General features: G+C 65.5%; 19 protein-coding genes. 10 read left to right on the forward strand and 9 right to left on the reverse strand.

The genetic code is table 11. The features are described 5' to 3' along the window. Positions 1-9 precede the first annotated feature (9 nt). From AC1DRE_RS10875 to AC1DRE_RS10885, 3 genes are all read right to left on the reverse strand, one after another. Positions 10-747, reverse strand: a complete 738-nt coding sequence (locus AC1DRE_RS10875; RefSeq protein ID WP_476984645.1) for a VOC family protein — start codon at positions 745-747, stop codon at positions 10-12. Positions 748-795: 48 nt separating this feature from the next. Next, on the reverse strand, positions 796-1,227 hold the full coding sequence (locus AC1DRE_RS10880) for a universal stress protein (protein ID WP_476984646.1): 432 nt from the start codon (positions 1,225-1,227) through the stop codon (positions 796-798). A 96-nt stretch (positions 1,228-1,323) separates the two neighbouring features. Beyond that, positions 1,324-2,616 carry an aminotransferase-like domain-containing protein gene (locus tag AC1DRE_RS10885; RefSeq protein WP_476984647.1) on the reverse strand — a complete coding sequence of 431 codons (1,293 nt, stop codon included), beginning with the start codon at positions 2,614-2,616 and terminating at the stop codon, positions 1,324-1,326. A 123-nt stretch (positions 2,617-2,739) separates the two neighbouring features. On the opposite strand from AC1DRE_RS10885, the gene AC1DRE_RS10890 reads away from it, so the two are divergent. After that, positions 2,740-3,585, forward strand: a complete 846-nt coding sequence (locus AC1DRE_RS10890; RefSeq protein WP_476984648.1) for an isocitrate lyase/PEP mutase family protein — start codon at positions 2,740-2,742, stop codon at positions 3,583-3,585. Between the two features lie 82 nt (positions 3,586-3,667). Here the strand turns inward: AC1DRE_RS10890 and AC1DRE_RS10895 are convergent, their stop codons facing one another. Together AC1DRE_RS10895 and AC1DRE_RS10900 are read right to left on the reverse strand one after the other, a co-directional pair. Then, a complete protein-coding gene (locus tag AC1DRE_RS10895; protein ID WP_476984649.1) occupies positions 3,668-4,483 on the reverse strand; it encodes a GerMN domain-containing protein in 816 nt (271 codons plus the stop codon). 214 nt (positions 4,484-4,697) lie between these two features. Further along, positions 4,698-5,264: an NAD(P)H-dependent oxidoreductase gene (locus AC1DRE_RS10900; protein WP_476984650.1), complete on the reverse strand. Its 567-nt coding sequence runs from the start codon at positions 5,262-5,264 to the stop codon at positions 4,698-4,700. Between the two features lie 343 nt (positions 5,265-5,607). On the opposite strand from AC1DRE_RS10900, the gene AC1DRE_RS10905 reads away from it, so the two are divergent. From AC1DRE_RS10905 to AC1DRE_RS10935, 7 genes are all read left to right on the forward strand, one after another. Further along, positions 5,608-7,566 (forward strand): hypothetical protein, encoded by a 1,959-nt coding sequence (locus AC1DRE_RS10905; protein ID WP_476984651.1) that lies wholly within the window; start codon positions 5,608-5,610, stop codon positions 7,564-7,566. A gap of 93 nt (positions 7,567-7,659) precedes the next feature. After that, positions 7,660-8,313 carry a TetR/AcrR family transcriptional regulator gene (locus AC1DRE_RS10910; protein WP_476984652.1) on the forward strand — a complete coding sequence of 218 codons (654 nt, stop codon included), beginning with the start codon at positions 7,660-7,662 and terminating at the stop codon, positions 8,311-8,313. Positions 8,314-8,674: 361 nt separating this feature from the next. Further along, entirely contained in the window at positions 8,675-9,661 is a 987-nt protein-coding gene (locus AC1DRE_RS10915) for an ABC transporter permease (RefSeq protein WP_476984653.1), read from the forward strand. 2 nt (positions 9,662-9,663) lie between these two features. Then, positions 9,664-10,650, forward strand: coding sequence for an ABC transporter permease (locus AC1DRE_RS10920; RefSeq protein WP_476984654.1), 987 nt, complete (start codon positions 9,664-9,666; stop codon positions 10,648-10,650). Beyond that, positions 10,647-12,890: a dipeptide ABC transporter ATP-binding protein gene (locus tag AC1DRE_RS10925; protein ID WP_476984655.1), complete on the forward strand. Its 2,244-nt coding sequence runs from the start codon at positions 10,647-10,649 to the stop codon at positions 12,888-12,890. The genes AC1DRE_RS10920 and AC1DRE_RS10925 overlap by 4 nt, the downstream gene beginning before the upstream one ends. Positions 12,891-12,941: 51 nt before the next feature. Next, the gene (locus AC1DRE_RS10930; protein WP_476984656.1) at positions 12,942-14,651 is read left to right on the forward strand and encodes an ABC transporter family substrate-binding protein; all 1,710 of its coding nucleotides are present in this window, start codon (positions 12,942-12,944) and stop codon (positions 14,649-14,651) included. Positions 14,652-14,855: 204 nt separating this feature from the next. Continuing rightward, the gene (locus AC1DRE_RS10935; protein WP_476984657.1) at positions 14,856-15,953 is read left to right on the forward strand and encodes a Gfo/Idh/MocA family protein; all 1,098 of its coding nucleotides are present in this window, start codon (positions 14,856-14,858) and stop codon (positions 15,951-15,953) included. Between the two features lie 81 nt (positions 15,954-16,034). Here AC1DRE_RS10935 and ald read toward each other — a convergent pair whose 3' ends face one another. After that, positions 16,035-17,153, reverse strand: coding sequence for an alanine dehydrogenase (gene ald, locus AC1DRE_RS10940; RefSeq protein ID WP_476984658.1), 1,119 nt, complete (start codon positions 17,151-17,153; stop codon positions 16,035-16,037). 233 nt (positions 17,154-17,386) lie between these two features. On the opposite strand from ald, the gene AC1DRE_RS10945 reads away from it, so the two are divergent. Further along, entirely contained in the window at positions 17,387-18,607 is a 1,221-nt protein-coding gene (locus AC1DRE_RS10945) for a PucR family transcriptional regulator (RefSeq protein WP_476984659.1), read from the forward strand. A 53-nt stretch (positions 18,608-18,660) separates the two neighbouring features. Here the strand turns inward: AC1DRE_RS10945 and AC1DRE_RS10950 are convergent, their stop codons facing one another. The 3 genes from AC1DRE_RS10950 to AC1DRE_RS10960 all read right to left on the reverse strand — a co-directional run bounded on the left by AC1DRE_RS10950 (position 18,661) and on the right by AC1DRE_RS10960 (position 20,892). Next, positions 18,661-20,001 (reverse strand): FAD-binding protein, encoded by a 1,341-nt coding sequence (locus AC1DRE_RS10950; protein ID WP_476984660.1) that lies wholly within the window; start codon positions 19,999-20,001, stop codon positions 18,661-18,663. A gap of 120 nt (positions 20,002-20,121) precedes the next feature. Next, positions 20,122-20,394, reverse strand: a complete 273-nt coding sequence (locus AC1DRE_RS10955) for a hypothetical protein (protein WP_476984661.1) — start codon at positions 20,392-20,394, stop codon at positions 20,122-20,124. A 99-nt stretch (positions 20,395-20,493) separates the two neighbouring features. Continuing rightward, positions 20,494-20,892, reverse strand: coding sequence for a helix-turn-helix domain-containing protein (locus AC1DRE_RS10960; RefSeq protein WP_476984662.1), 399 nt, complete (start codon positions 20,890-20,892; stop codon positions 20,494-20,496). Positions 20,893-20,985: 93 nt separating this feature from the next. Between AC1DRE_RS10960 and AC1DRE_RS10965 the strand changes: the two genes are divergently transcribed. Next, positions 20,986-21,276 (forward strand): hypothetical protein, encoded by a 291-nt coding sequence (locus AC1DRE_RS10965; RefSeq protein ID WP_476984663.1) that lies wholly within the window; start codon positions 20,986-20,988, stop codon positions 21,274-21,276. Positions 21,277-21,307 lie beyond the last annotated feature (31 nt).

A 21,307-nucleotide genomic window follows, 5' to 3' on the forward strand; every position in this document is an offset into this window, starting at 1 on the left:
TGCGCGGCGTCAGCGCGGGGTGAGGACGCAGAACTCGTTGCCTTCAGGGTCGGCGAGGCACACCCATGGCACATCGCCCTGGCCGACGTCGGCCTCAGTGGCGCCCAGAGCCCGCAGCCGGGCCACCTCTGCCGCTTGGTCATCACCGGGGTACGGCATCAGGTCGAGATGGACACGGTTCCACGCGGTCTCCACGCCGGACGTGCGGAGCAATTCAAGATACGGTCCGACACCCTTTGCCGAACGCAGCCTCGCGTGATCGTCGTTCACCTCGTGCAGGGTCCAGTCCGTAGCCTCGCTCCAGAACCGGGCCATGGCCCGCGGATCCGCGCAGTTGACCACCACCGTGGCGATCGGCCCGGTATCCCGGTAGATCGGGCGCGGCTCCAGCACGCAGAACACATTGCCCTCCGGGTCGGCCAGGACCTTCCACGGCACCTCACCCTGGCCCACGTCTGCGGGCGTTGCACCAAGCTCCAGCAGACGCGCCACCAGCTCCGCCTGATGGGCCACAGAGGTGGTGGCCAGGTCGAGGTGCGCACGGTATTTCACTGTTTCGGGGTCCGGGACGGTGACGACGTCGATGCACACGGCGGTGGGGTCCGGCCAATCGAAATCCAAAGGTTCAACATTGGTCACCCCGGGTCCCTCGCTGGACACACCCCAGCCGAGCGCTTCAGCCCAAAACCGGCCGAGGGCCGAGTCATCCCGAGCCTTGAAATTCACCTGAACAAGTCGCAGTGCCATACCGCCCGACCCTATACCCGGGTTAAACCCGGGTATAGGGGGCACGCCCTAGTCGGCGACGTCCGTCTTGGCGATGTAGACATCGCACGGGGCGTTGTGCGCCACGCTGTTGGCAACGCTGCCCAGGACCCGGCCGAGCCCGCGCATACGGCGATTGCCCACCACGATCATTTGGGCGTCGAAACGCTCGGCTTCTTTGATGAGGGCTTCCGCCGGCTTGCCCCGGGCCGAGGAATAGGTGACCTTCAGGCCTTCCGAACGCAGCCGCGATGCAACGTCCTTGGCCACTTTCTCGGCTTCCCCGGCATCGGAGACTATCCAGCGGTCACTTCCGCTCCCGTAGACCTCTGTGCGGTCACTGTCGAACGCAGTGACGACGTGGAGTGTCGCCCCGAGGGACACGGCCAGGCCCTGCGCTGTTTCCGCGGCCCGCATTGCAGTCTCGCTGCCGTCAACGCCGACAACAATAATTCCGGTCATGCTTCTGCTCCTTAGGGATCGGCCAGCCTTGTAAAAGTCAGCCTTGTGAAACCAGCCTAGTGAAATATGCCCAGCGCCGTGCAGCAATGACTCAGGCTACAGGGCGGCAATGGCGTCCCGCAGTACCGGAGCGAGCCTCCGCACTCCCTCGGCGATGGCTTCGGGGGGAACGGCGCTGAAGGCGAGGCGCAGCTTGTTGGACGGTTCGTCCGAGTGCGTAAACGCCGCGCCCGGGATGAACACCACGCCCGCGTCGATTGCCTTCCGCAGCAGCGGATACGTGTCCACGCCTTCGGGCAGCGTCACCCAGACGAAGAAGCCGCCCTCGGGCCGGGTCCAGCTCAGCCCCTCCGGCATGTACTCCGCCAGGGCGGCGAGCATGGCCTGGCAGCGCTCGGCGTAAAGCCCGCGGTACGTTTCGATCTGCCCTTTCCAGTCGTAGTCCCGCAGGTAGGCCGAGACCAGCATCTGGTTCAGCGTGGACGGGCACAGAGTCACGGCTTCGGAGGCCAGGTAGTAGCGGCGCTGGAGGTGTGCCGGCACCAGGGCCCAGCCGATCCTCAGGCCGGGGGCGAAGATCTTCGAAAAGGAGCCCATGTAGATGACGTCGTCGGGGTTGGCTGCGCGCAACGGAGCCAGTGGTTTGCCGGCAAAGCGCAGCAGCCCGTAGGGGTTGTCCTCCAGGACCAGAATATTCGCTTTACGGCATATATCGACGATTTCCTGCCGCCGGTCCTCGGCCATGGTGATGCCGGAGGGGTTGTTGAAGTTGGGGATGGTGTACAGGAACTTGATGTTCTTGCCGGCAGTCTGCAGGGCGGCGATCCGGGCTTCCAGGAGATCGGGCACCAAGCCGTGCTCATCCATGGGAACGGGGGCCACCTCCACCTGGTAGGCCTCGAACGTGTTGAGGGCGCCCACATAGGTGGGGTCCTCCACCAGCACCACGTCGCCCGGATTGCAGAACACCTTGGTGGCCACGTCCTGGGCTGACTGGGAACCGGCGGTGATTACGACGTTCCGGGGGTCCGCATCGAGGATTCCCTCTGCCGCCATCACCTCGCAGATCTGGGTGCGGAGTTCTTCGGTGCCCTGGCCGCTCCCGTACTGGAGTGCCGTCATGCCCTGTTCGGCAATGATCTTCGCGGCCGTCTGGCCAAGCCGTTCCAGGGGTAGGGACTGCAGATAGGGGCTGCCGCCGGCCAACGAAACGAGGCCCGGGCGCAGCGAGATGTCAAAGACGTCGCGGACTGCGGACTGCTTGATGTTGGCTGCGCGCTCCGAGAAAAGTTCATCGTGGCGGTGGGCGGACGTTGCCGCGCGTTCGATTGCGTCAATTGCTTCGGCCGGCAGGACTTCTGCCGCGGCATCAAGTGTTTCGTGGGTCACACTCACAGGATACAGCTACATGTTGTCAATCAGGCAACGTTTGTTCACGGGAAGTGGGGCGCGCCGCACCGGCGCGGATGGCAATTGCTTTACCTTGGGCTGCAGAGGGCATGGAATAGACCCATGACTACGCACAGCCACCTCCGACCCCTGGCCGCGGCCTTCCACGCACTTCACGCGGACGCGGCGCCGCTGGTCCTGGTGAACGTCTGGGATGTGGCGTCGGCCCGGCTCGTTGAGGAGGCGGGGGCGGCGGCGCTGGCGACGTCCAGTTCGGCCCTGTCGTGGAGCCTCGGCTTTCCGGACGGAAATCACCTGCCGCGAGAACTCGCCATCGCTGCACTGAGCCGGATCGCGGCATCCACGCCGCTCCCTGTGACGGCGGACATTGAGACCGGTTATGCGAACGTCGACGGCGCGTTTGATGACGGGGAGCTTCGGGAAACCGTCCGCAAGGTCCTGGCCGCCGGCGCGGTTGGCGTGAATTTCGAGGACTCCGGCGAGGAGCCGCTAACGGATGTTGAAGAACAGGCCCGTCGCATCGCCGTCGTCCGCCGCACGGCGGAGGAAGCTGGTGTTGACCTGTTCATCAATGCGCGCACCGACACCTACCTGTCCGGCGGGTTTCCGGATACTGCTTTTGCGGAAACCGTCCGCCGCGCGGACGCGTACCTGGCTGCGGGGGCTGACGGAATATTCGTCCCCGGCGTGCTGGACCTGCACGTGCTCCACGATCTGTCCCGCCGGATTGCCGCGCCCTTGAACGCGCTGGCCGGACTGGGCGCGCCCTCCGTGGGGGAGCTGCATGACGCCGGCGTCCGCCGGATCAGCATCGGCGGGAACACCGCGAAGGCTGCCTATGCCACAGTGTCCCGGGTGGCCGAAGACGTGCTCGGGGACGGCAACTGGTCCGAACTGGCCGGCGCCCGCAGCCACGCGGCAATGGACCAACTGTTCCGGCGGGACTGACGTGCTTCGTCGGTCCGCGAGCCGGCCTGCAGTTCGGCCTGCAGGTCGGCCTGCGGGGCGGCCTGCGGGGCGGGCCGCCCCGTCACCGCAGGCTCAGGACGTCTGCCAGCCGCCGCCCGTCCACGTAGATCTCTGCCCGCGACGCTCCGACGGCGGAGACGGCCGTGTGCGTGAGCTGGGCTTCCAGGCGGGGGATGTCGCAGATGCCCCCCGGCCGAACCGTGCCGGCCAGGTTCACCACCACGGTGGTGCCGTCGAAGTAGGCGGAGACGTACTCCAGGTCTGAGCTGTCCAGGGAGTTGTACAGCCCGGCCGGGGCGACGCTGCCGCCCAGCAGGATCGTGAGGGAGGTCCGGAGGGGTTCGGCCGCCGCCGCGGGGCTGTGGAAGACGGCCACCAGGCTGTCGTTGCAGCCGAACCGCACTCCGGTACTGCCGCCGTCGTCCAGTGCCACGAAGTACACAGGCGTACCGCCGGGTAGCTCGCCGGGCAGTGCCGCGTGACCGCCCGCGGCCGTCGCCTCCGGCGCCGTCAGGGTTCCCGCGCCGGAGCTGCCCGAGGCCGCGCTGCCTGAAGCCGTTGCGCCGGGCAGAAGGTTTCCGCTGACGGAGCCGTCAACGGTCGCGGCGCCCCCGCCGTTGCCTCCGGCCTGGGGTGCGATGCTGCCGCCCGTCCGGGGACTCGACGCCGGGCCGGATGCTGCGGACTCCGGGGGCGTGACCTTGACGGTGGTGGCGGGAACAGGCGTCGGCAGCGGCTGGGGAGCTGGAGTTCCGGCTGCCAGGACCGCTGCGCTTTCCGATGACGGTGCTGACGGTAGTGAGCACGATCCAAGCCACAGCGGAAGCATACAAGCGGCCGCAGCCGCAGCTGCCCGGGTCCCAGGCGTGAACATCATGAACGCACCGCACTTCCAGCTCTCGCACGTCCCCGTCTCCACGTTACGGCGGTGCTGCTGTGGGCGGAATATGCGCTGAGTGACGGTTTTGCGTCAGCTCCATCACGGAACGGTGACGTACAACGCCCCCGGCAGCTGCCGGGGGCGTTGTACGCGGGCTGGAGTGGCATCCCCGATGGATGCCGGTCCTGCAAATGAAGGGTGAGCCGGTGAATCAGGCCGCTTCGGCGGCAGTCCTGGCATTGGCCAGGGCGTCGAAGACTCCCTTGATCTGTTCGACAACTTCGGCGTCGTCCTTGGGGTGGACTTCGGCGAAACGGACCATCGAGCCGGGAACCGCCAGCTTGGCGTCCTCAAGGACAACGGCGCCGGCGATGCCTACGGCCTTGCGGGCTTCGTCCTGCGCCCAGACGCCGCCATACTGGCCGAAAGCGGTGCCGACCACGGCGGTGGGCTTGCCGCTGAGGGCGCCGGCGCCGAACGGGCGGGACAGCCAGTCGATGGCGTTCTTGAGCGAGGCCGGTACGGTTCCGTTGTGCTCGGGCGTGACCAGGAGCAGGGCGTCCGCGTCGTTGGCGGCGGCGCGCAGGGCTGCGGCGGCGGCCGGAACCTGGCCTTCGACGTCGATGTCCTCGTTGTAGAACGGGATGTTGCCCAGGCTTTCGTGGATGACAACCTCAACCTGCTCGGGTGCATTCAGCTGGATGGCTTCGGCGAGCTTCTGGTTGGTGGATTCGGCGCGCAGGCTGCCGACCAGGGTAAGTACGGTGCTCTTGGACATATGAACTCCTAGTATCTGGCCGGGGGAGGTCCGCCGGCTGGTTGATTGTGGAGGCTTGGTGGAGCCTTCACTCTGCTAAACGGACTACGGTCCGCATATTATTCCCACCCGGCTGGAATCTTTTGTGACCCTCATCCCAAACCGCTCTTCTTCCGCCGCTGGATTAGACTCAAGGGCGGTCGCTCGTGCGGCAGCGGTTCATGATCACTGGGGAAGGGTCTGCATCCGAAGGGACTGCATCCCGCCACAAGTTCCCCGCTTAGCCCACGGAGTCCAGGTGCCCCACCCTTTGGAGACAGCCGAACGTCATGCAATTCCTTCGGCCCGACGCCGGCCAAGCCCGATGAGGACCCGCAGGGGCCTTGGCGTCGGGCTCGGGCTGATCATGATGGCAGCGTTCCTGCTGCTGGGGCAGGCGCAGCCCTTCCACGGATGGTGGCTCCTGGCGCTGACAGGTCTGCTGGCGATAGCAGTGCCAACCTCCCGCGGATTGTCCCAGCGGATAGTCGTCCTGGGCTGCCTGTATTTTGGAGCCGTTCCCTTGCTGTGGTGGATTCCCGTCCCCGCGAATTTCCCGGGATGGGGGCAGCTGCTTCTCGGAGGGCTGATATCCGGGCTTGCGATGTGGGTCGTCGGGTCCCAAAACCGCAAAGCCGCGGCGGCCGCACTCGTCCCGTCGGTGGGCAAGGCAGACTTCCTGATCGTGGCTGCCGCAGCCCTCGGGGCCGCAGCGCTGATGCCATACTTTCTCGTCTTCACGGGACCCCAGGCGCTGGGGCTCCTGCTGGCCAGCTGGGACAACTCTTCACATTTCAGCATGTTCAACATGCTCCGAAGCCACGGCACCGTCATCCCGATGGCCGGCCTCTCGGAGAGCGGCCATCCCTGGAGCTTCATTGAGTATCCGCAAGGATTCCATGCGGCACTCGCCACGATGGCCGACCTTGCCGTCGGGCATGCACCCGGGTACCTGGGCATCGAGCTGGTCAGCTACAGCCGGCTGAGTTCCCTCGCTGCCGTCGGTGCAACAGTGATGGTGACGGCAGGTCTCACGTCGCTGCCGTGGATCAGGGAACGGCCCCTGATGTGCACGCCCTTCGTCGTCCTGGCCATCACAGCGTGGTCGTTCGGCACCGCGTCCATAGCCACGCTGCATGCTTTCCAAAATTTCCTCGTTGGTGTTGCGTTGCTGGCGTGCCTGATGATCACCGTGTCCTTCGCGGATTTCCTGGCCCGGCCCGTCGTGTTCGCCACCGCGGCCGCCGCGATTGTCGGGATAGCCAATACGTGGGCACTCCTGCTGCTCCTGGTGGTACCGCTGGCCGTGTTTGCCGCCTTCCCGTGGTCGCGGCAGCGGCGGCGGTGGCAGGGGACAAGGAGCGGGTGGTTGTGGAACGGCGCGACGGCGGCGGTCGCCTTCCTGGGCCTGGTCCTGGTTGGCCTGCAAATTTCCCGAATCGAAACCGGGACGGTCGTGACGGCCATAGGCCGGGTCCCGAGTTCCACGCACGGTGTGGAAATTGCCACGTTCCTTGTCGCGTTGGCGGCGTCAATATTGCTGGTTCACGGAAATTTCAAGCAATTCCTCGCCGGGCAGGGAAAGCTGCCTGCTGCGGCCAGGCTTATCGTTATCCCCGTTGTCGGCCTGGCAGTCGTCATTGCCGTCGGGGCTTATCAGATCATCAGTGCGGGGAAAGTCAATTACTACTCGCTGAAGCTGGCGTTGGCGGTGGAGCTCCTCCTGCCAATAATTGCCTGCATTGCCGTGACAGCCCTCGTGGGGCGGTGGCTTGAATCGCAAAGGTATGGCCGTCCCAAGGGGCTCGCGGTCATGTCGACTCTTGCGGCCTTGGCGTCGACGCAGGTCTTTGGGCTTACCGTCCAGGACACAAAACCGCTCGGTATGGATCCAATGACGCCGTACCAGCAAGGAATGTCCACGATAGAGGCACACACCAGCAGGAACGCTGAGGCCGCCGCGGAGCTCTTCCATGACGCAGAGTCCCATTCGGCGGACCGGGGGGATGCCATGTACATCATTAATTCCGAGCAGATTGATCCGCTGCTGGCAGCCACGTGGTATCTGTCGTTGACCGGTACGCTCAACCAGAATACGAACCGACTGGTGGAGGAATTACGGCCGCTCCACGAGGGGTATGGCGGGAATCTCGCTAAAGTCGCGGAAAATGTCCTGGAAGCGGACCCGGAGGTTTCCGTGGTTCTTGATTCAACGCTCCGCGACTTCCTTAAATCGGACGGGTTGCCCGATAGTCTGCTCGCGCGAACAATCAGTGCGGACTGAATTGGCGGGCCGGATTTGCGGGATGCCCTTGGGGCGTCCACCCCTGCTATTCGGACCGCAGTCCCGCAATAGCCCGGGGCTAGAATACTTCGTGTGAGCCTCATCCCAATCCGCTCCGGATCGCCAGTAGGCGGGGAAGCGGAACGCAGCGACGCCGCCCGCAACCGGGAGCTGCTGCTCAAGGCTGCCCGCGAGCTCATTGAGGTGTGCGGGGCGGACGGACTCACCATGGACCGGCTGGCCGAGCGCGCCGGGGTGGGCAAAGGCACTGTCTTCCGGCGCTTCGGCTCCCGCGCCGGGCTCATGATGACGCTGCTCAGCGACTCCGAGGCCGCCTTCCAGGGGCGGTTCATGTTCGGCCCCCCGCCCCTTGGTCCCGGTGCGCCTCCGCTGGATCGGCTGGTGGCTTTCGGTGCCGAGCGGATCGCGTTTGTCCTGGAGTTCGGGGAACTGGCCCGGGCTGCTGACTCGTCCGCCTACAACCGCTTTGACGTTCCGGCCGCGGTGCTCTGGCACCGTCACATCGAAATGCTCCTGAGGGCCGCCGGCGTGACCGCCGATCCGTGGCTTATGGCGATGTCGCTGAGTTCCACCCTGGACCCGGAGCGCCTGCTCCACGCTGTGCAGGTGCATCACGTGGCTCCGGAGCGCCTCGCGGAGTCCTGGCGTGAACTCGTCACCCGCGTGGTCAGCTGTCCCGGCGGCAGCTCCGGCCCGGCAGCGGATGGTTCAGCGGGCGGAGGGTAATCCATGGGACGGAGTCCGGCCAGTCGAATCAATCCCTGTGATTTATTCATAACGATCTGGTACAGGACTCCCGTGTTTACGCGTTCCGGCAGGTGGGAGGGCTGACCGTATGTGGTAGTTTCCTCTGGAATGTGACCCGCAACATAGTCTACAAAGGCAAGCCCCCAGGGGTGTGCGGGGCGGCCAGGCACCCGCTGGCCCATGATCCCGGATCGGCGGCGGAACCCCTGCCGGATGGGGGACGACGGAAGGATCGACTGCTGTGAACGTTGAACTGACACCGGCCCGGACGGGCACCTCCGAAGCGCCACCAGCACTGCGCGGCGCGGAACTGGCAACGGCGATCCAGAGCTAGGCAGACATGTTCCGGTACCTCGCCAAACGGGCAGCCACCTACCTGCTGATGATCTTCCTGACCACCACGGCGGGGTACTTCCTGGCGGTCAGCACCCTGCAGCCCGCGCTGCTGGAACAGGAACGCGTTCCACGGCCGACTCCCGAGCAGGTGGCCAACTCTTTCCGGCTCAAGGGCCTGGACCCGGCCCTCACCCCGTGGGAACGCTACATTGACTGGCTTACGGCGGTCGTCACGCGCTGGGACTGGGGACGAAGCCCCAACGGTGCCTTTATCAACGCGGAGTTCGGTGACCGGGTGTGGATCTCCACCCGGCTGTTCCTGGCCTCCATCGTGCTCACCCTCATCATCGGGGTCGCGCTGGGCGTCTACACGGCCGCGCGACAGTACAAGTTCCAAGACCGTGTCATTACGTCCTACAGCTATCTCGTGTACATCGTGCCCGCGCCGATCGCCTACTTCCTGGTCCAGCTCGGCGCCATCAACATCAACGAGACGGTCGGCGAACGACTTCTGTTCGTCACCGGCATATCCACTCCGGGGCTGGAGGGCAATGGCTGGGTCCAGTTCGTGGACATGCTGGCCCACTACGCCGTGCCGACGTTCGCCATCACCATCGTGGGCTGGGGCACGTACCAGATCGCCCAGCGCCAGTATCTGCTGGACAACGTCAACGCCGACTTCGTCCGCACGGCACGGGCCAAGGGTCTCACCCGGAACCAGGCCATCACCCGCCACGCGCTGCGGGTCTCATTTATCCCGGTGGCGCAAAGCATCGCGTTCACCATCCCCGCCATCTTCGCCGGCGGCTTCTTTGCCGAGAAGATCTTCGCCTGGCACGGCGTGGGCTCCTGGTCCATTGACGCCATCGCCCTGCAGGACGTGAACGCGGCCACTGCTACCCTGGCCTACGGCTCGGTGATCTTCGCGATCGGTGCCATCCTCGCGGACTTCGCCACCACCCTTGTCGACCCGAGAGTGCGGGTGCAGTGACCATGACCAACCTGAATGCGATCGACCCCGCCGCCGTCGCGGAGGAAGCAAAGATTGAGAACGACGACGTCGTGATCGCCAAGTCCGCGATCATCCTGCGGCGTTTCCTCCGGAACAAGACAGCCGTGGCCGGCCTGGCCATTTTTCTCGCCCTGACGGTCTTTTCCTTCGTGGGGGGCTATTTCACCCCGTGGGACAAGGAAACCATCGACCCCTTCAACATCGGGATGCCGCCGTCCGCGGATCACCTCCTGGGGACCTCGCAGGCCGGCATCGACCTCTATGCCCTCACGGTGGAGGGTGCGCGGATCTCGATCCTCATTGGCCTGGTGGTCGGGCTGGCCTCAGTGCTGATCGCCGCCATCTACGGCTGCACCATGGCCTACTTCGGCGGCAAAGTGGACAAGGTCATGCTGTTCATCCTCGAAGCACTGATCATGATGCCGGCGCTCCTGGTGGTGGCAGTGGCCACCAGCGGCGGGGGTAACGGCCTGCAGGAAAACCTCCCCAGCTGGCTGCTGTTGATCATCGTCCTGCTGGTCTTCAGCTGGATGGGCACGGCCCGCCTGATCCGTTCGCTTTCGATGTCGCTCATGCAGCGGGACTTCGTCAAAGCAGCCCAGTACATGGGTATCCCCGCCCGCCGGATCGTCTGGCGGCACCTGGTCCCCAACATCGGCTCGCTGCTGGTCCTGGACATCACCCGTGGCGTCACCGGCGCCATCCTGGCAGAGGTCGCTTTCTCCTTCATCGGCATTGGCATCAAGGTGCCGGACGTCAGCCTGGGCGTGCTGATCGGGCAGGCCACGTCGCAGGTCGCCACCTTTCCCTGGATGTTCTGGGTTCCGCTAATGGTCATGTTCCTCCTGACGGGGTCGCTGGCCATGATGAACGACGGCCTGCGCGACGCGTTCGACCCCAGCTCCGGCTCTATTGGCAGCGCCAACAGGAGCAAGACACAGAAGACCGCAAAGAAGAACAGCAAATGAGCAGCGAAACCACGGCCAGCACAGAGCGCACCGCCGATTCCGTGGCAGAGCGCCTGCACGTCGCCGGGCTGCACGCCCCAGGTTATGCCCCGGCGGATGCCGTCCTTTCAGTCCGGGACCTGAATGTCCGGTTCAACTCGGAAAACGGCGTGGTCCACGCGGTCCGGGGCGTTGGCTTCGACCTCCTGCCCGGCAAGACGCTGGGCATCGTCGGTGAGTCCGGTTCGGGGAAATCCGTGACGTCCCTGGCCATCATGGGCCTGCTGCCCGCTACTGCCAAGATCACCGGCTCGGTGCGGTTGAACGGGAAGGAACTGCTGGGCCTCAGCGACAAGGCCATGTGCAAGTACCGCGGCAACGACATCGCGATGGTCTTCCAGGATCCCCTCTCTTCCCTGACCCCGGTGTATACGGTGGGCCACCAGATCATCGAAGGACTCACGGTCCACCACCCGAAGATGAGCAAACAGGCTACCGAAGCCCGCGCCGTCGAACTTCTTCGCATGGTCGGCATTCCCAGCCCGAAGGACCGCCTGAAGGCGTTCCCGCACGAATTCTCCGGCGGCATGCGCCAGCGGGTCATGATCGCCATCGCGATCGCCAACAACCCGCGCGTGCTCATAGCGGATGAGCCGACGACGGCCCTGGACGTCACCATCCAGGCGCAGGTGCTGGAGGTGCTCCACGCCGCGCAGGAGGAGACCGGCGCCGCCGTCGTGATGATCACGCACGACCTCGGAGTGGTGGCCGGCATGGCCGACGACATCATGGTGATGTACGCCGGAAAGCCGGTGGAGACCGGCAGCGTTGACGACATCTACTACAACCCTCGGATGCCCTACACCATGGGCCTGCTGGGTGCAGTGCCCCGCGTGGACAACTCGGAGAAGATCTCGCTGGTGCCAATCGAAGGCATTCCGCCGAACCTCGTCCACAAGCCCACTGGATGCCCCTTCGCACCCCGGTGCCCCCTCGCCGGCGACGCCTGCCTGCAGGGTGAACCGGAGCTGTGGCCGGTCGATGGTCCGCGGGACGGAGTGAACGGGCTGCCCGTCAGCGGGACGCACCAGGCTGCGTGCATCAAGACCGACTTCCTTGGCGCCGAAGTGGACGTCCACGAGATCTTCCACGCCCCCGCCGTTCCGGTCTCCCGTTTCGACGCTGTTCCCCGGCTCGAACGCAAGAAGGTCCTTGAGCTGAAGGACGTCCGCAAGCACTTTCCGCTGCTGAAAGGCGCGCTCATCAAGCGCCGTATCGGCACGGTGAAGGCAGTGGACGGGCTGAGCTTCGACATCCGCGAGGGCGAGTGCTTCTCGATCGTTGGCGAGTCCGGTTGCGGCAAAACCACCACGCTGCTGGAAATCATGGAATTCCACAAGGACCAGGACGGCGAGGTAACCATCGGCGGGCTGAGCAACAAGGCAGCCTCCGATGCCAGGACCAAGAACGCCATGCGCAAGGAGCTCCAGATGGTGTTCCAGGACCCCACCGGCGCGCTTGATCCGCGATTCACGGTTTACGAAGTCCTGGCGGAGCCCCTGGAGAACCAGGGCATGGACAAACCGGCCATCAGGAAACGGATCATGGAGCTGATGAAGCTCGTGGGCCTGCAGCCGGACCACGTCAACCGCTTCCCCAACCAGTTCTCCGGCGGCCAGCGGCAGCGGATCGGCATTGCCCGCGCCCTCGCGGTCAACCCCAAGCTGGTGGTCCTCGATGAGCCCGTGTCCGCGCTGGACGTCTCGGTTCAGGCAGGCGTGATCAACCTCCTGGACAAGCTCCGCGCAGAACTCGGCCTGAGCTACCTCATGGTTGCCCACGACCTGTCCGTTGTGCGGCACATCTCGAACCGCGTGGCAGTGATGTACCTGGGCAAGATCGTGGAAATCGGCGACGTGGACAGCGTCTTCGACAACCCGCGCCACCCCTACACGCGTGCACTCCTGTCTGCGATTCCGGTGCCGGATCCGCAGGTTGAACGGACGCGCGAACGCATCATCCTGCAGGGCGACCTCCCGTCGCCGCTGGATGCGCCGAAGGGCTGCAACTTCGCTACGCGTTGCCCCGTGTTCGCCGCGCTGCCTGCCGCGAAGCAGGAAAAATGCCTTACGCTCGAGCCACCGCTGGAACCGGTCGCCTCTCCGCAAGCGGCCCAGACCGCGCCGGACCAGCAGTTCGCCTGCTTCTTTCCCGACGGCGAGCTGGACGCGGACATGCTGGTGGTCCACGAAACCCCATGACTTGCCGAATCCCCAAGCACCAAATCTCGCACCAAGAATGAAGGGAAAACGATGAAGAATCTGACCAAGATTGGCGGGGTGGCCGCCGTTACGGCAGCGCTCGCGCTCACCGGCTGCGGCGGAGGCGGCACCCCTTCCGGCCCTGACGCCGGCAAGGGCCAGGACGCCGGCAGCGACCTCACCAAGCTGATCAGCATCAACGCCAAGGATGCCAAGGACCTGGAACCGGGCGGCACCGTGACGCTTCCGCTGGGCAGCATCGGCCCGGACTTCAATGGTTTTTCCAGCACCGGCAACAGCGGAGACAACACGGCCCTGCACCGTCCCATCGACGGCGCGGGCACCTGGGGCTGCTGGAACTTCGACTTCGACGGCACGGCCACGCCGAACAAGGATTTCTGCGAGGACGTCAAGAGCGAGGTCAAGGACGGCAAGCAGACCATCACCATCAAGGTGAACGAGAAAGCGACGTACAACGACGGCACGCCGATTGACGTCAAGGCCTTCCAGAACACCTGGAACATGCTCAAGGGCGAGAACAAGGACATCGACGTCGTCAGCTCCGGGGCCTACGAGTTCGTTGATTCCGTCAAGGCCGGGTCCAGCGACAAGGAAGTCGTGGTCACCACCACCCAGCCGGTCTACCCGCTCGATGCCCTCTTCGCGGGCCTCATCCACCCGGCCGTGAACACGCCGGAGATCTTCAACACCGGTTTCACCGGTGAGATGCACCCGGAGTGGATGGCCGGCCCGTTCAAAGTGGACAAGTACGACAGCGCCGCAAAGACCGTGACCCTGGCCCAGAACGACAAGTGGTGGGGTGCCAAGCCGGTCCTCGACAAGGTCGTCTTCCGCCAGCTGGAGACCAGCGCCTCGATCGCAGCGTTCAAGAACGGCGAAATCGACGGCATTTCCGCCAACACCATCGCGCTGTACAAGCAGCTCGACGGCACCAAGAACTCCGAGGTCCGCCGCGGCCAGCGGCTGTTTGCCGGCGGGCTGAACCTCAACGCCCAGAAGGCCCCCATGAACGACGTTGCGATCCGCAAGGCGATCTTCACAGCCGTGGACCGCGAAGCGCTTCGCAAGGTCCGGTTCAATGGGCTGAACTGGGAAGAGCCCAGCTCCGGTTCGATGATGCTGCTCCCGTTTTCCAAGTACTACCAGGACAACTACCCGGCCACGGAAACCGGTCCTGAGGCCGCCAAGAAGGTCTTGACCGACGCCGGCTACAAGCCCAACGCCGCAGGCATCATGGAGAAGGACGGCGCTCCGGCGGCCTTCAAAATCAGCAACTTCGGTGATGACCCCACCACGCTGGCGTTCGCACAGACCCTGCAAAAGCAGCTCCAGGCCGGCGGCATGGACGTGGGAATCGACCAGCGCGCTTCCGCCGACTTCGGCAAGGTACTGGGCAGCCGCGACTTCTTCCTGAGTGTCTCCGGGTACGGGGTGGGCGCCGACGCAACGGACACCGTCAAGCAGTTCTACGACTCCAAGACCAACGAAAACGGACTCGGCGACGCCGAGCTGGATGCCGAGATCAAGAAGCTCAGCTCCATTGAGGACAACACCGAGCGCAACAAGGCCGCCATGGAAGTTGAAAAGAAGCACATGGCCAAGTACTTCTCCATGGGCGTGGTGATGAACGGACCGCAGATTTCGTTCGTGCGCACCGGCCTGGCGAACTACGGCCCGTCCCTGTTCAAGAGCGGCTCGCAGGTTCCGGACTGGACCACCATCGGCTGGGAAAAGAAGTAGCAGCCGTGTAGTCCTGCCGCGAAGCGGAAGACCAACGCCGAGCTGACGCTTCGCCATCGGGCCCCAACTTCCGACGCTCTCTCACTTTTCGTGCGCTTTTCGGCAACCCTCTCTCACTTCACGCGAATTTCCGCAAAGTATGTGAGAGAGCGTTCGGTGGAAAGCTGCAGGAAGTGGGAGAGCGTCCGGGGGTAGCGTAGGTCCATGAGCACAGCAGCAACCCCCAGCGCCGCCCCGGGCAAGCCTGCGATCCGCGCGGCCGTTGCCGGATACGGATTGTCCGGCCGTGTGTTCCACACACCGCTGATCGCAACGAACCCGGCGTACTCCCTGGACGTGATTTCAACGTCCGACGCCGGAAGGCAGGCTGACGCGGCCGGCAGCCACCCCGGTGCGCGGCTCGTTGACACGCCCGCTGACGTCTTGGCGCTCGCAGGTGACCTTGACCTCATCGTCCTCGGGACGCCGCCGGCCACACACTATCCGCTGGCGAAGGCCGCGCTCGAGGCGGGCCTCGACGTCGTCGTCGACAAGCCGTTTGCGGTGCGCAGCGCCGAGGGTCGGGAACTGTTGGACCTGGCCGCCCGGCTGGGCCGCGTGCTCACTGTCTTCCAAAACCGCCGCTGGGACGGCGATTACCTCACGGTGAAGGGCCTGGTGGAAAGCAGCATCCTGGGCAAGCTCACCCGGTTCGAGTCGCGGTTCGAACGCTGGTCCCCGGAAGTCTCCAAGGCGTGGAAGGCGGACGCCACGGCGGACGACGGCGGCGGCGTCCTCTTCGACCTCGGGACGCACCTGATTGACCAGTCGCTGCAGCTGTTCGGTCCCGCCACCGTGACGCACGCCGAACTCCAGGCGCGGCGGCAGGGCGAAAAGACCGACGACGACGTGTTCGTGGCCCTGCGGCATGATTCCGGCGTCGTGAGCCACCTGTGGATGAACATGCTGTGCCCCCAGCAGGGACCCCGCTACCGGCTCCTCGGATCAGAAGGCGGCTACACGAAGCACGGAATCGACCCGCAGGAGCCGTACATCGCGGCCGGCGGCAGCCCGCTCGACGCCGAGTACGGCATTGAAGACAAGGACTGGGCCGGGCTCCTGGGCCGCGACGGCCACCTGGACCGCCTGCCCACCGAACGCGGGGCGTACCCGGAGTTCTACCGGATCCTTGCGGACAAGATCAACGACGGCGGAGCAGTCTCGCCGCTGCCGCTGCCAGTGGACCCGGCAGGCCCGGTCGAAGTCCTCAAAATAATAGAAAAAGCACGGGAACTGGCTCGGCGTAACCCCATTAACGGCTGAACGGCGGCCATCCGGAAGCGTGCGTCTAAGCGACGAAGGAGCGAGCACGCGGGGATGGCCGCCGTTCAGGCGGCGGTGTACTTACGCGGAGACCAGTTCGTGCCAGTCAGCTACGAGGGGCAGGTTATGCGCCTCGGAGACCGAGTGGTGGGCGACGTGGCCGGCGGCGATGTTGAGGCCGGCTGCGAGGGCGGGGTCCTTCTCGAACGCGGCCTTCACGCCGAGGTTGGCCAGGGCCACGCCGTAGCGCAGGGTCACGTTGGTGAGTGCGTACGTGGACGTGTTGGGGACGGCGCCGGGCATGTTGGCGACGCAGTAGAAGATCGTGTTGTGGACCTTGTACGTGGGTTCCTGGTGCGTGGTGGGGCGGGTGTCTTCGAAGCAGCCGCCCTGGTCCACGGCGATGTCGACGAGGACGGAGCCGGGCTTCATCCGGGAGACGAGCTCGTTGGTGACCAGCTTGGGTGCCTTGGCTCCCGGGATCAGCACGGAGCCGATGACCAGGTCCGCGTCCACCACGGATTTTTCGATCTCGTACTTGTTGGACGCGACGGTCTTCAGGCGGCCCTGGTACTGGGCGTCGAGTTCGCGCAGGCGGTTGATGTTGATGTCCAGGATGGTGACGTCCGCGCCGAGGCCCAGGGCCATGGCGGCGGCGTTGGTGCCGGCAACGCCGGCGCCCAGGACAACCACCTTGGCCGGGCGGACGCCGGGGACGCCGCCGAGGAGCACGCCCTTGCCGCCGGCGGGGGCCATCAGGGAGGTGGCGCCAACCTGGACGGAGAGGCGTCCTGCGACCTCGGACATCGGGGCGAGCAGGGGAAGGGTGCGGCCTTCCTGGACGGTCTCGTAGGCGATCGCGGTGACGCCGGAGTTGATGAGCTCGCTGGTGAGTTCGGGTTCGGCGGCGAGGTGGAGGTAGGTGAAGAGGATCAGGCCCTTGCGGAACCGGTGGTATTCCGCGGCGATGGGTTCCTTGACCTTCATGACCATGTCGGCGCGGTCCCAGACATCGTCAGCGTCGGCGACGATCTCGGCGCCGGCGATGGCGTATTCCTCGTCGGTGATGCCCGAACCCAGGCCTGCGCCGCGCTCGACCAGGACGGTGTGGCCGTGGGTGCGGAACTCGTGGACGCCGGCGGCGGTGATGGCGACGCGGAATTCGTTGTTCTTGATCTCTTTGGGGACACCGATGATCATTTGGGGCTCCATCGTTGGGGGCTTTGTGGGCCGGACGTGCGGGGAATCTGTACTTCCAGAATAAATCCGCATGTGAGGTAGCTGACAGGACGCCGCCAGCCGGGCGACTGCACGTTCCGCGTACTTCCGGGGTTTTTGGTTTTGTCGCCTCGACATCTGTCGAGGCGTGAAGCGTCAGGTGTCGCCTGGTGTCCGTTCACGGTCCGCCGGCACAGGGCAGTAAGGTGGCAACCATGCACCAGCAGGATGTGGAACAGCTCGTTGAGCAGGTGGCCGTGAAGCTCGGCCGGGGACTTTCGCTCGAGGATCTCGACGGCGTTTTGCTCGCCTACAGCTCCAACCAGTCCCACGCGGACCGGGTCCGGGTGAACTTCCTCCTGAGCAAACGAGTGCCGGTGGACGTGAAGGCGTGGCAGCTGTCGCACGGAATCGCGACGGCCGTGCGTCCCGTCGTCGTTCCCGCCAACGAGGAGCTGGGCATGCTGGGGCGCGTCTGCGTGCCGCTGCTGGTGCGCGGTTTCCGCGTCGGCTACCTGTGGGTGCAGCAGGACATTGAGGACCAAAGCGCGACGGCGATCCTCACCCAGTTGCCCAGCGTCCGGGACGAACTCGAACTGCTGTCCGGGCTGCTGCTTGAATCCAACACGGCCGAATCGGAGTTCCGGCGCCGCAGGGAACAGGAGTTCCTGAGTGCCTGCCGCGGCGAGGCCAACGCCGTGGCCGCCGTGGCCGGCTGGAAGGAAGTCCAGGGGCGCGGCCCGTGGCAGCTCGTCACGGTGCTTGACGCCGACGGCTGGTCAGAGGGATCGGACCCCATCGCGTCCACGCTGATCCACCGCTCAGCCGCGCTGCAGGCCACCATCGGCGTGGATGCGGCGCTCTTCAGTGCAGGCACCGAAACCCATGCCGTGGTCCTCTTCCGGGAATCTGTTGGCCGCGCGGCCCACGCGCAGGTCCTGGTCCACTACCAGTTGGAGCTCGCCAAGCGGTCCGGGCGCCCCGTCCACCGGATCATCCTGGGGACGAGTGAAGGGTTCGCCAAGCCGCGCGAACTGGCGGATGCCTACCGGGAGTCGAAGCAGGCGGCCCAGGCTGCCGCAGTGGATCCCCAGCTGGGCGAACTGGTGGATTGCCGGGCGACGGGCGTGTACCAGCTGCTGGCCTCGGCCGGGGGCGGTGCCGGCGCGTGGGCCGACGCCGGATCCGTGTACTCGCGGATGCTCGAGGACCACGACCGGAACGGTGAGCTGCTGCCCGTGCTGGAACTCCTCTACGACAATGACGGTTCGGTCCAGGATGTCGCCACGAAGCTGCATCTGCACCGGAGCAGCATCTACAACCGGCTGGGGCGCATCCGGCAGGTGCTCGGCGTCGACCCGCTGAAGGGGATGGTCCGGCTGGAACTCCACGCCGCGCTTAAAGCCCGCCGTTGGTCCGGGCGGCCGCGGATCTAGCGTGGCAACCGCCTGGCGGCCGGTGGTGCGCTCGGTCCGGCGCCCGCACCTGGCTACTTGCCGAAGACCTTCCGGGCCAGGAATTCGTTGCGGAATTTGTGCTCCGGGTCCATCCGCTCCGCGAGGTCCGTGAAGTCGGCAAAGCGCGGGTAGAGCGCGGACACGGAGTCAGCGTCCGCGTGGAACAGCTTGGCCCAGTGCGGCCGCGCGTTGAACGGTGCCAGCGCCTCTTCCATGACAGGGAGCAGTTCCTCCACGTCCGCCTGCCTTTGCTTCCAGGTGAAGTGGAACCCCACGGAATCCTGGCCGTGGGCGGTGCTGAGCCACAGCTGGTCGGCCGCCACGGTGCGGATCTCCGACACGTGCAGCAGCGGAGTGATGCGGGGCGAGAGGGCGCGCAGCTCCGAGATGGCGGCTGCGGCGTGCTCGCGCCGGACGAAGAATTCGCTCTGGAGCTCGTCGCCGCTGCTGGGCGTAAAGGCCATCCGGAAGTGCGCCAGGCGCTCGGACCACGGCCCGGGGACGCCGAGCTGTTCCGTGCAGTTCTCGGCCGAGACGCCGGGCAGCGGATGCCGGGCGACGGTGGCCCGTGTGCCGCCGAAGAAGGTGCCGCCAGCGAACGCCGCTTCGACTGCCGCGGCGCCGCTGGCAGTGCCGGATACGCGGCTCTTGAGCCAGGCCTGGGCGACGGCGTCGCCGCTCCAGTCCGTAAACAGGCTGACGCTGTAGGCGCTGGAGGTGGCGGCGTCGAAATTCTCCAGCACCGTCTGCCAGGGAAGCGCTTCAAAGACGTCCTGCCGCACCGCGAACGTGGGTTCGATGTCCAGCGTCACCTTGGTGACGACGCCCAGTGCGCCGAGGCCGACCACCGCGCCGTCAAAGTCGGGCGAGCTGCCCCGGCCGAGGTGGTGGACGGTTCCGTCCGCTGCCACAATTTCCAGCGCGGCGACGGACGTTGCCAGGTTTCCGTTGGCATCACCCGAACCGTGGGTTGCGGTTGCGATGGCCCCGGCAATGGAGATGTGGGGGAGGGAAGCCAGGTTGGGCAGCGCATAACCGTTGGACTCCAGCTTTTCCGCGAGTGTTCCGTAGCGGGTTCCGCCGGAGACCGTGACGGTCCGCGCTGCGGGGTCGATCCGGATACCGGGGTCCAGGTCTTCGAGCGAGATCAGGGAACCGGGGGAGTCGGCGATGGCGTTGAAGGAGTGCCGGGAGCCGAGCGCGCGGATTTTCGAGGCGCCGGCCACGACGTCCTGGACCTCCTCGAGGGTGCGCGGCCGGTGGATCGCAGCTGCCGTGTAGCGGTAGTTCCCGGCCCAGTTCACTTCCGGCGCGGCACCGCCGGTTACCGTGTGGCCGGTCAGTCCGGTCGTTTCGCTGATCTCAGTGCGCATCGCATCCCTTTCGCGCCGGACCAACGGGTCATCGGCAGTATGTTATCGCTAACAAGTCTGGTGAGACGGTTAGATCCGTGTCAATGGCTATCCACGGATCAGATGGTCGTTCGGAGGCAGTCATGCCCTGCCGTCGCGCTCGGACTTGTCGACGTCAAGTGCCCTGGCTGTACCGCCCGGGTCTTGCCTCTGGCCTTGCCCCTGAATGCGGGCGGCAGCTTCCCGGCGGCGCCGGGCAAGGTGGCTCTCCATGCCCTTGGCGACCGCGACGAAGGCCACGCAGCTGGCCATAAAGGCGGCGGTGTTGTTCAGGCCCATGGCCGTTCCGAGGGCGGCAGTCAGCAGCATTGCGGCGAACCCCGCCACGATGTGCCACCCTCTGAACTTACCCACAAATAAAGGGTAACCCCGGCCTTTGGGGGCTTTTGGCGGTTACCCGGGATCGTTGCTTGATCCTTATCACTGCTTCACAAATTGCGTACCCACGCTAAATCAAACCTGCTCGCCGCCGCCGTCGGACGCCTTGCTTTTCTTCTGAGTCTCCAGCCATTCCATGATGGCAGCCAACCGGATCCGTCGGTGCGTACCGCGGTACTCCACCGGAATTTCGCCGCGGTCCGTCATATTGCGAAGGTACGTGTGCGAGATCCCGGCAAGTTCCGCGGCCTGGGAAGTGGTGAGCACTTCCTCAACGCTGCTGACGGTCACCGCTTCGCCGCGGCTGAACCGGCTCAGGAGGTCCACGACGGCGTCCCGCGCCTGGGGCGGTAGCCGGTGCACCGTGCCGTCCACAAACACGGTGATGTCGTGGCTGCCGTTGAGCGCATGCTTCAGTTTCAGGGCTTCGTCGCCGGGGAGCCCGGCCGTCACGCGGGGAGCAATCAATGCCATGCGGAAATCCTAGCGTCACCACCGCCGTCGAAGGCGCGACCGCAGCCGCAGCACGCAAAGAATGCACAGCCCATGGGCAGTAATCATCGCGGTATGTCCGTCCTGGGTGCGGCTGTCTTGTTTCGCGTGATCCAGGTGGCACTCCTGCCTGTGGGGATCGTGGCTTATCTGTGGGGCATCCCGAAGCTGCTCGTCTATAGCCGGCTGCCGTATCGGCGCTTCGGGATCGACAACACGCCTCCGGCCAGAGCCAGCGCCGCGGAATTCGTGGCAGCCTTCGGCTTGAACCTCGAGGATCACCGCAACTTCGGGTCCGAAACCCGACGGCGGCAATCCCCGGCCGGATTCGTTACGGCCACCGTCGGCCAAGCGGCCCGGCCCTGAGTTCCTGGTACCCGTTCCGCCGGACCTGGCA

The sequence above is a fragment of the Arthrobacter sp. P4_H3 genome, assembly GCF_056400885.1.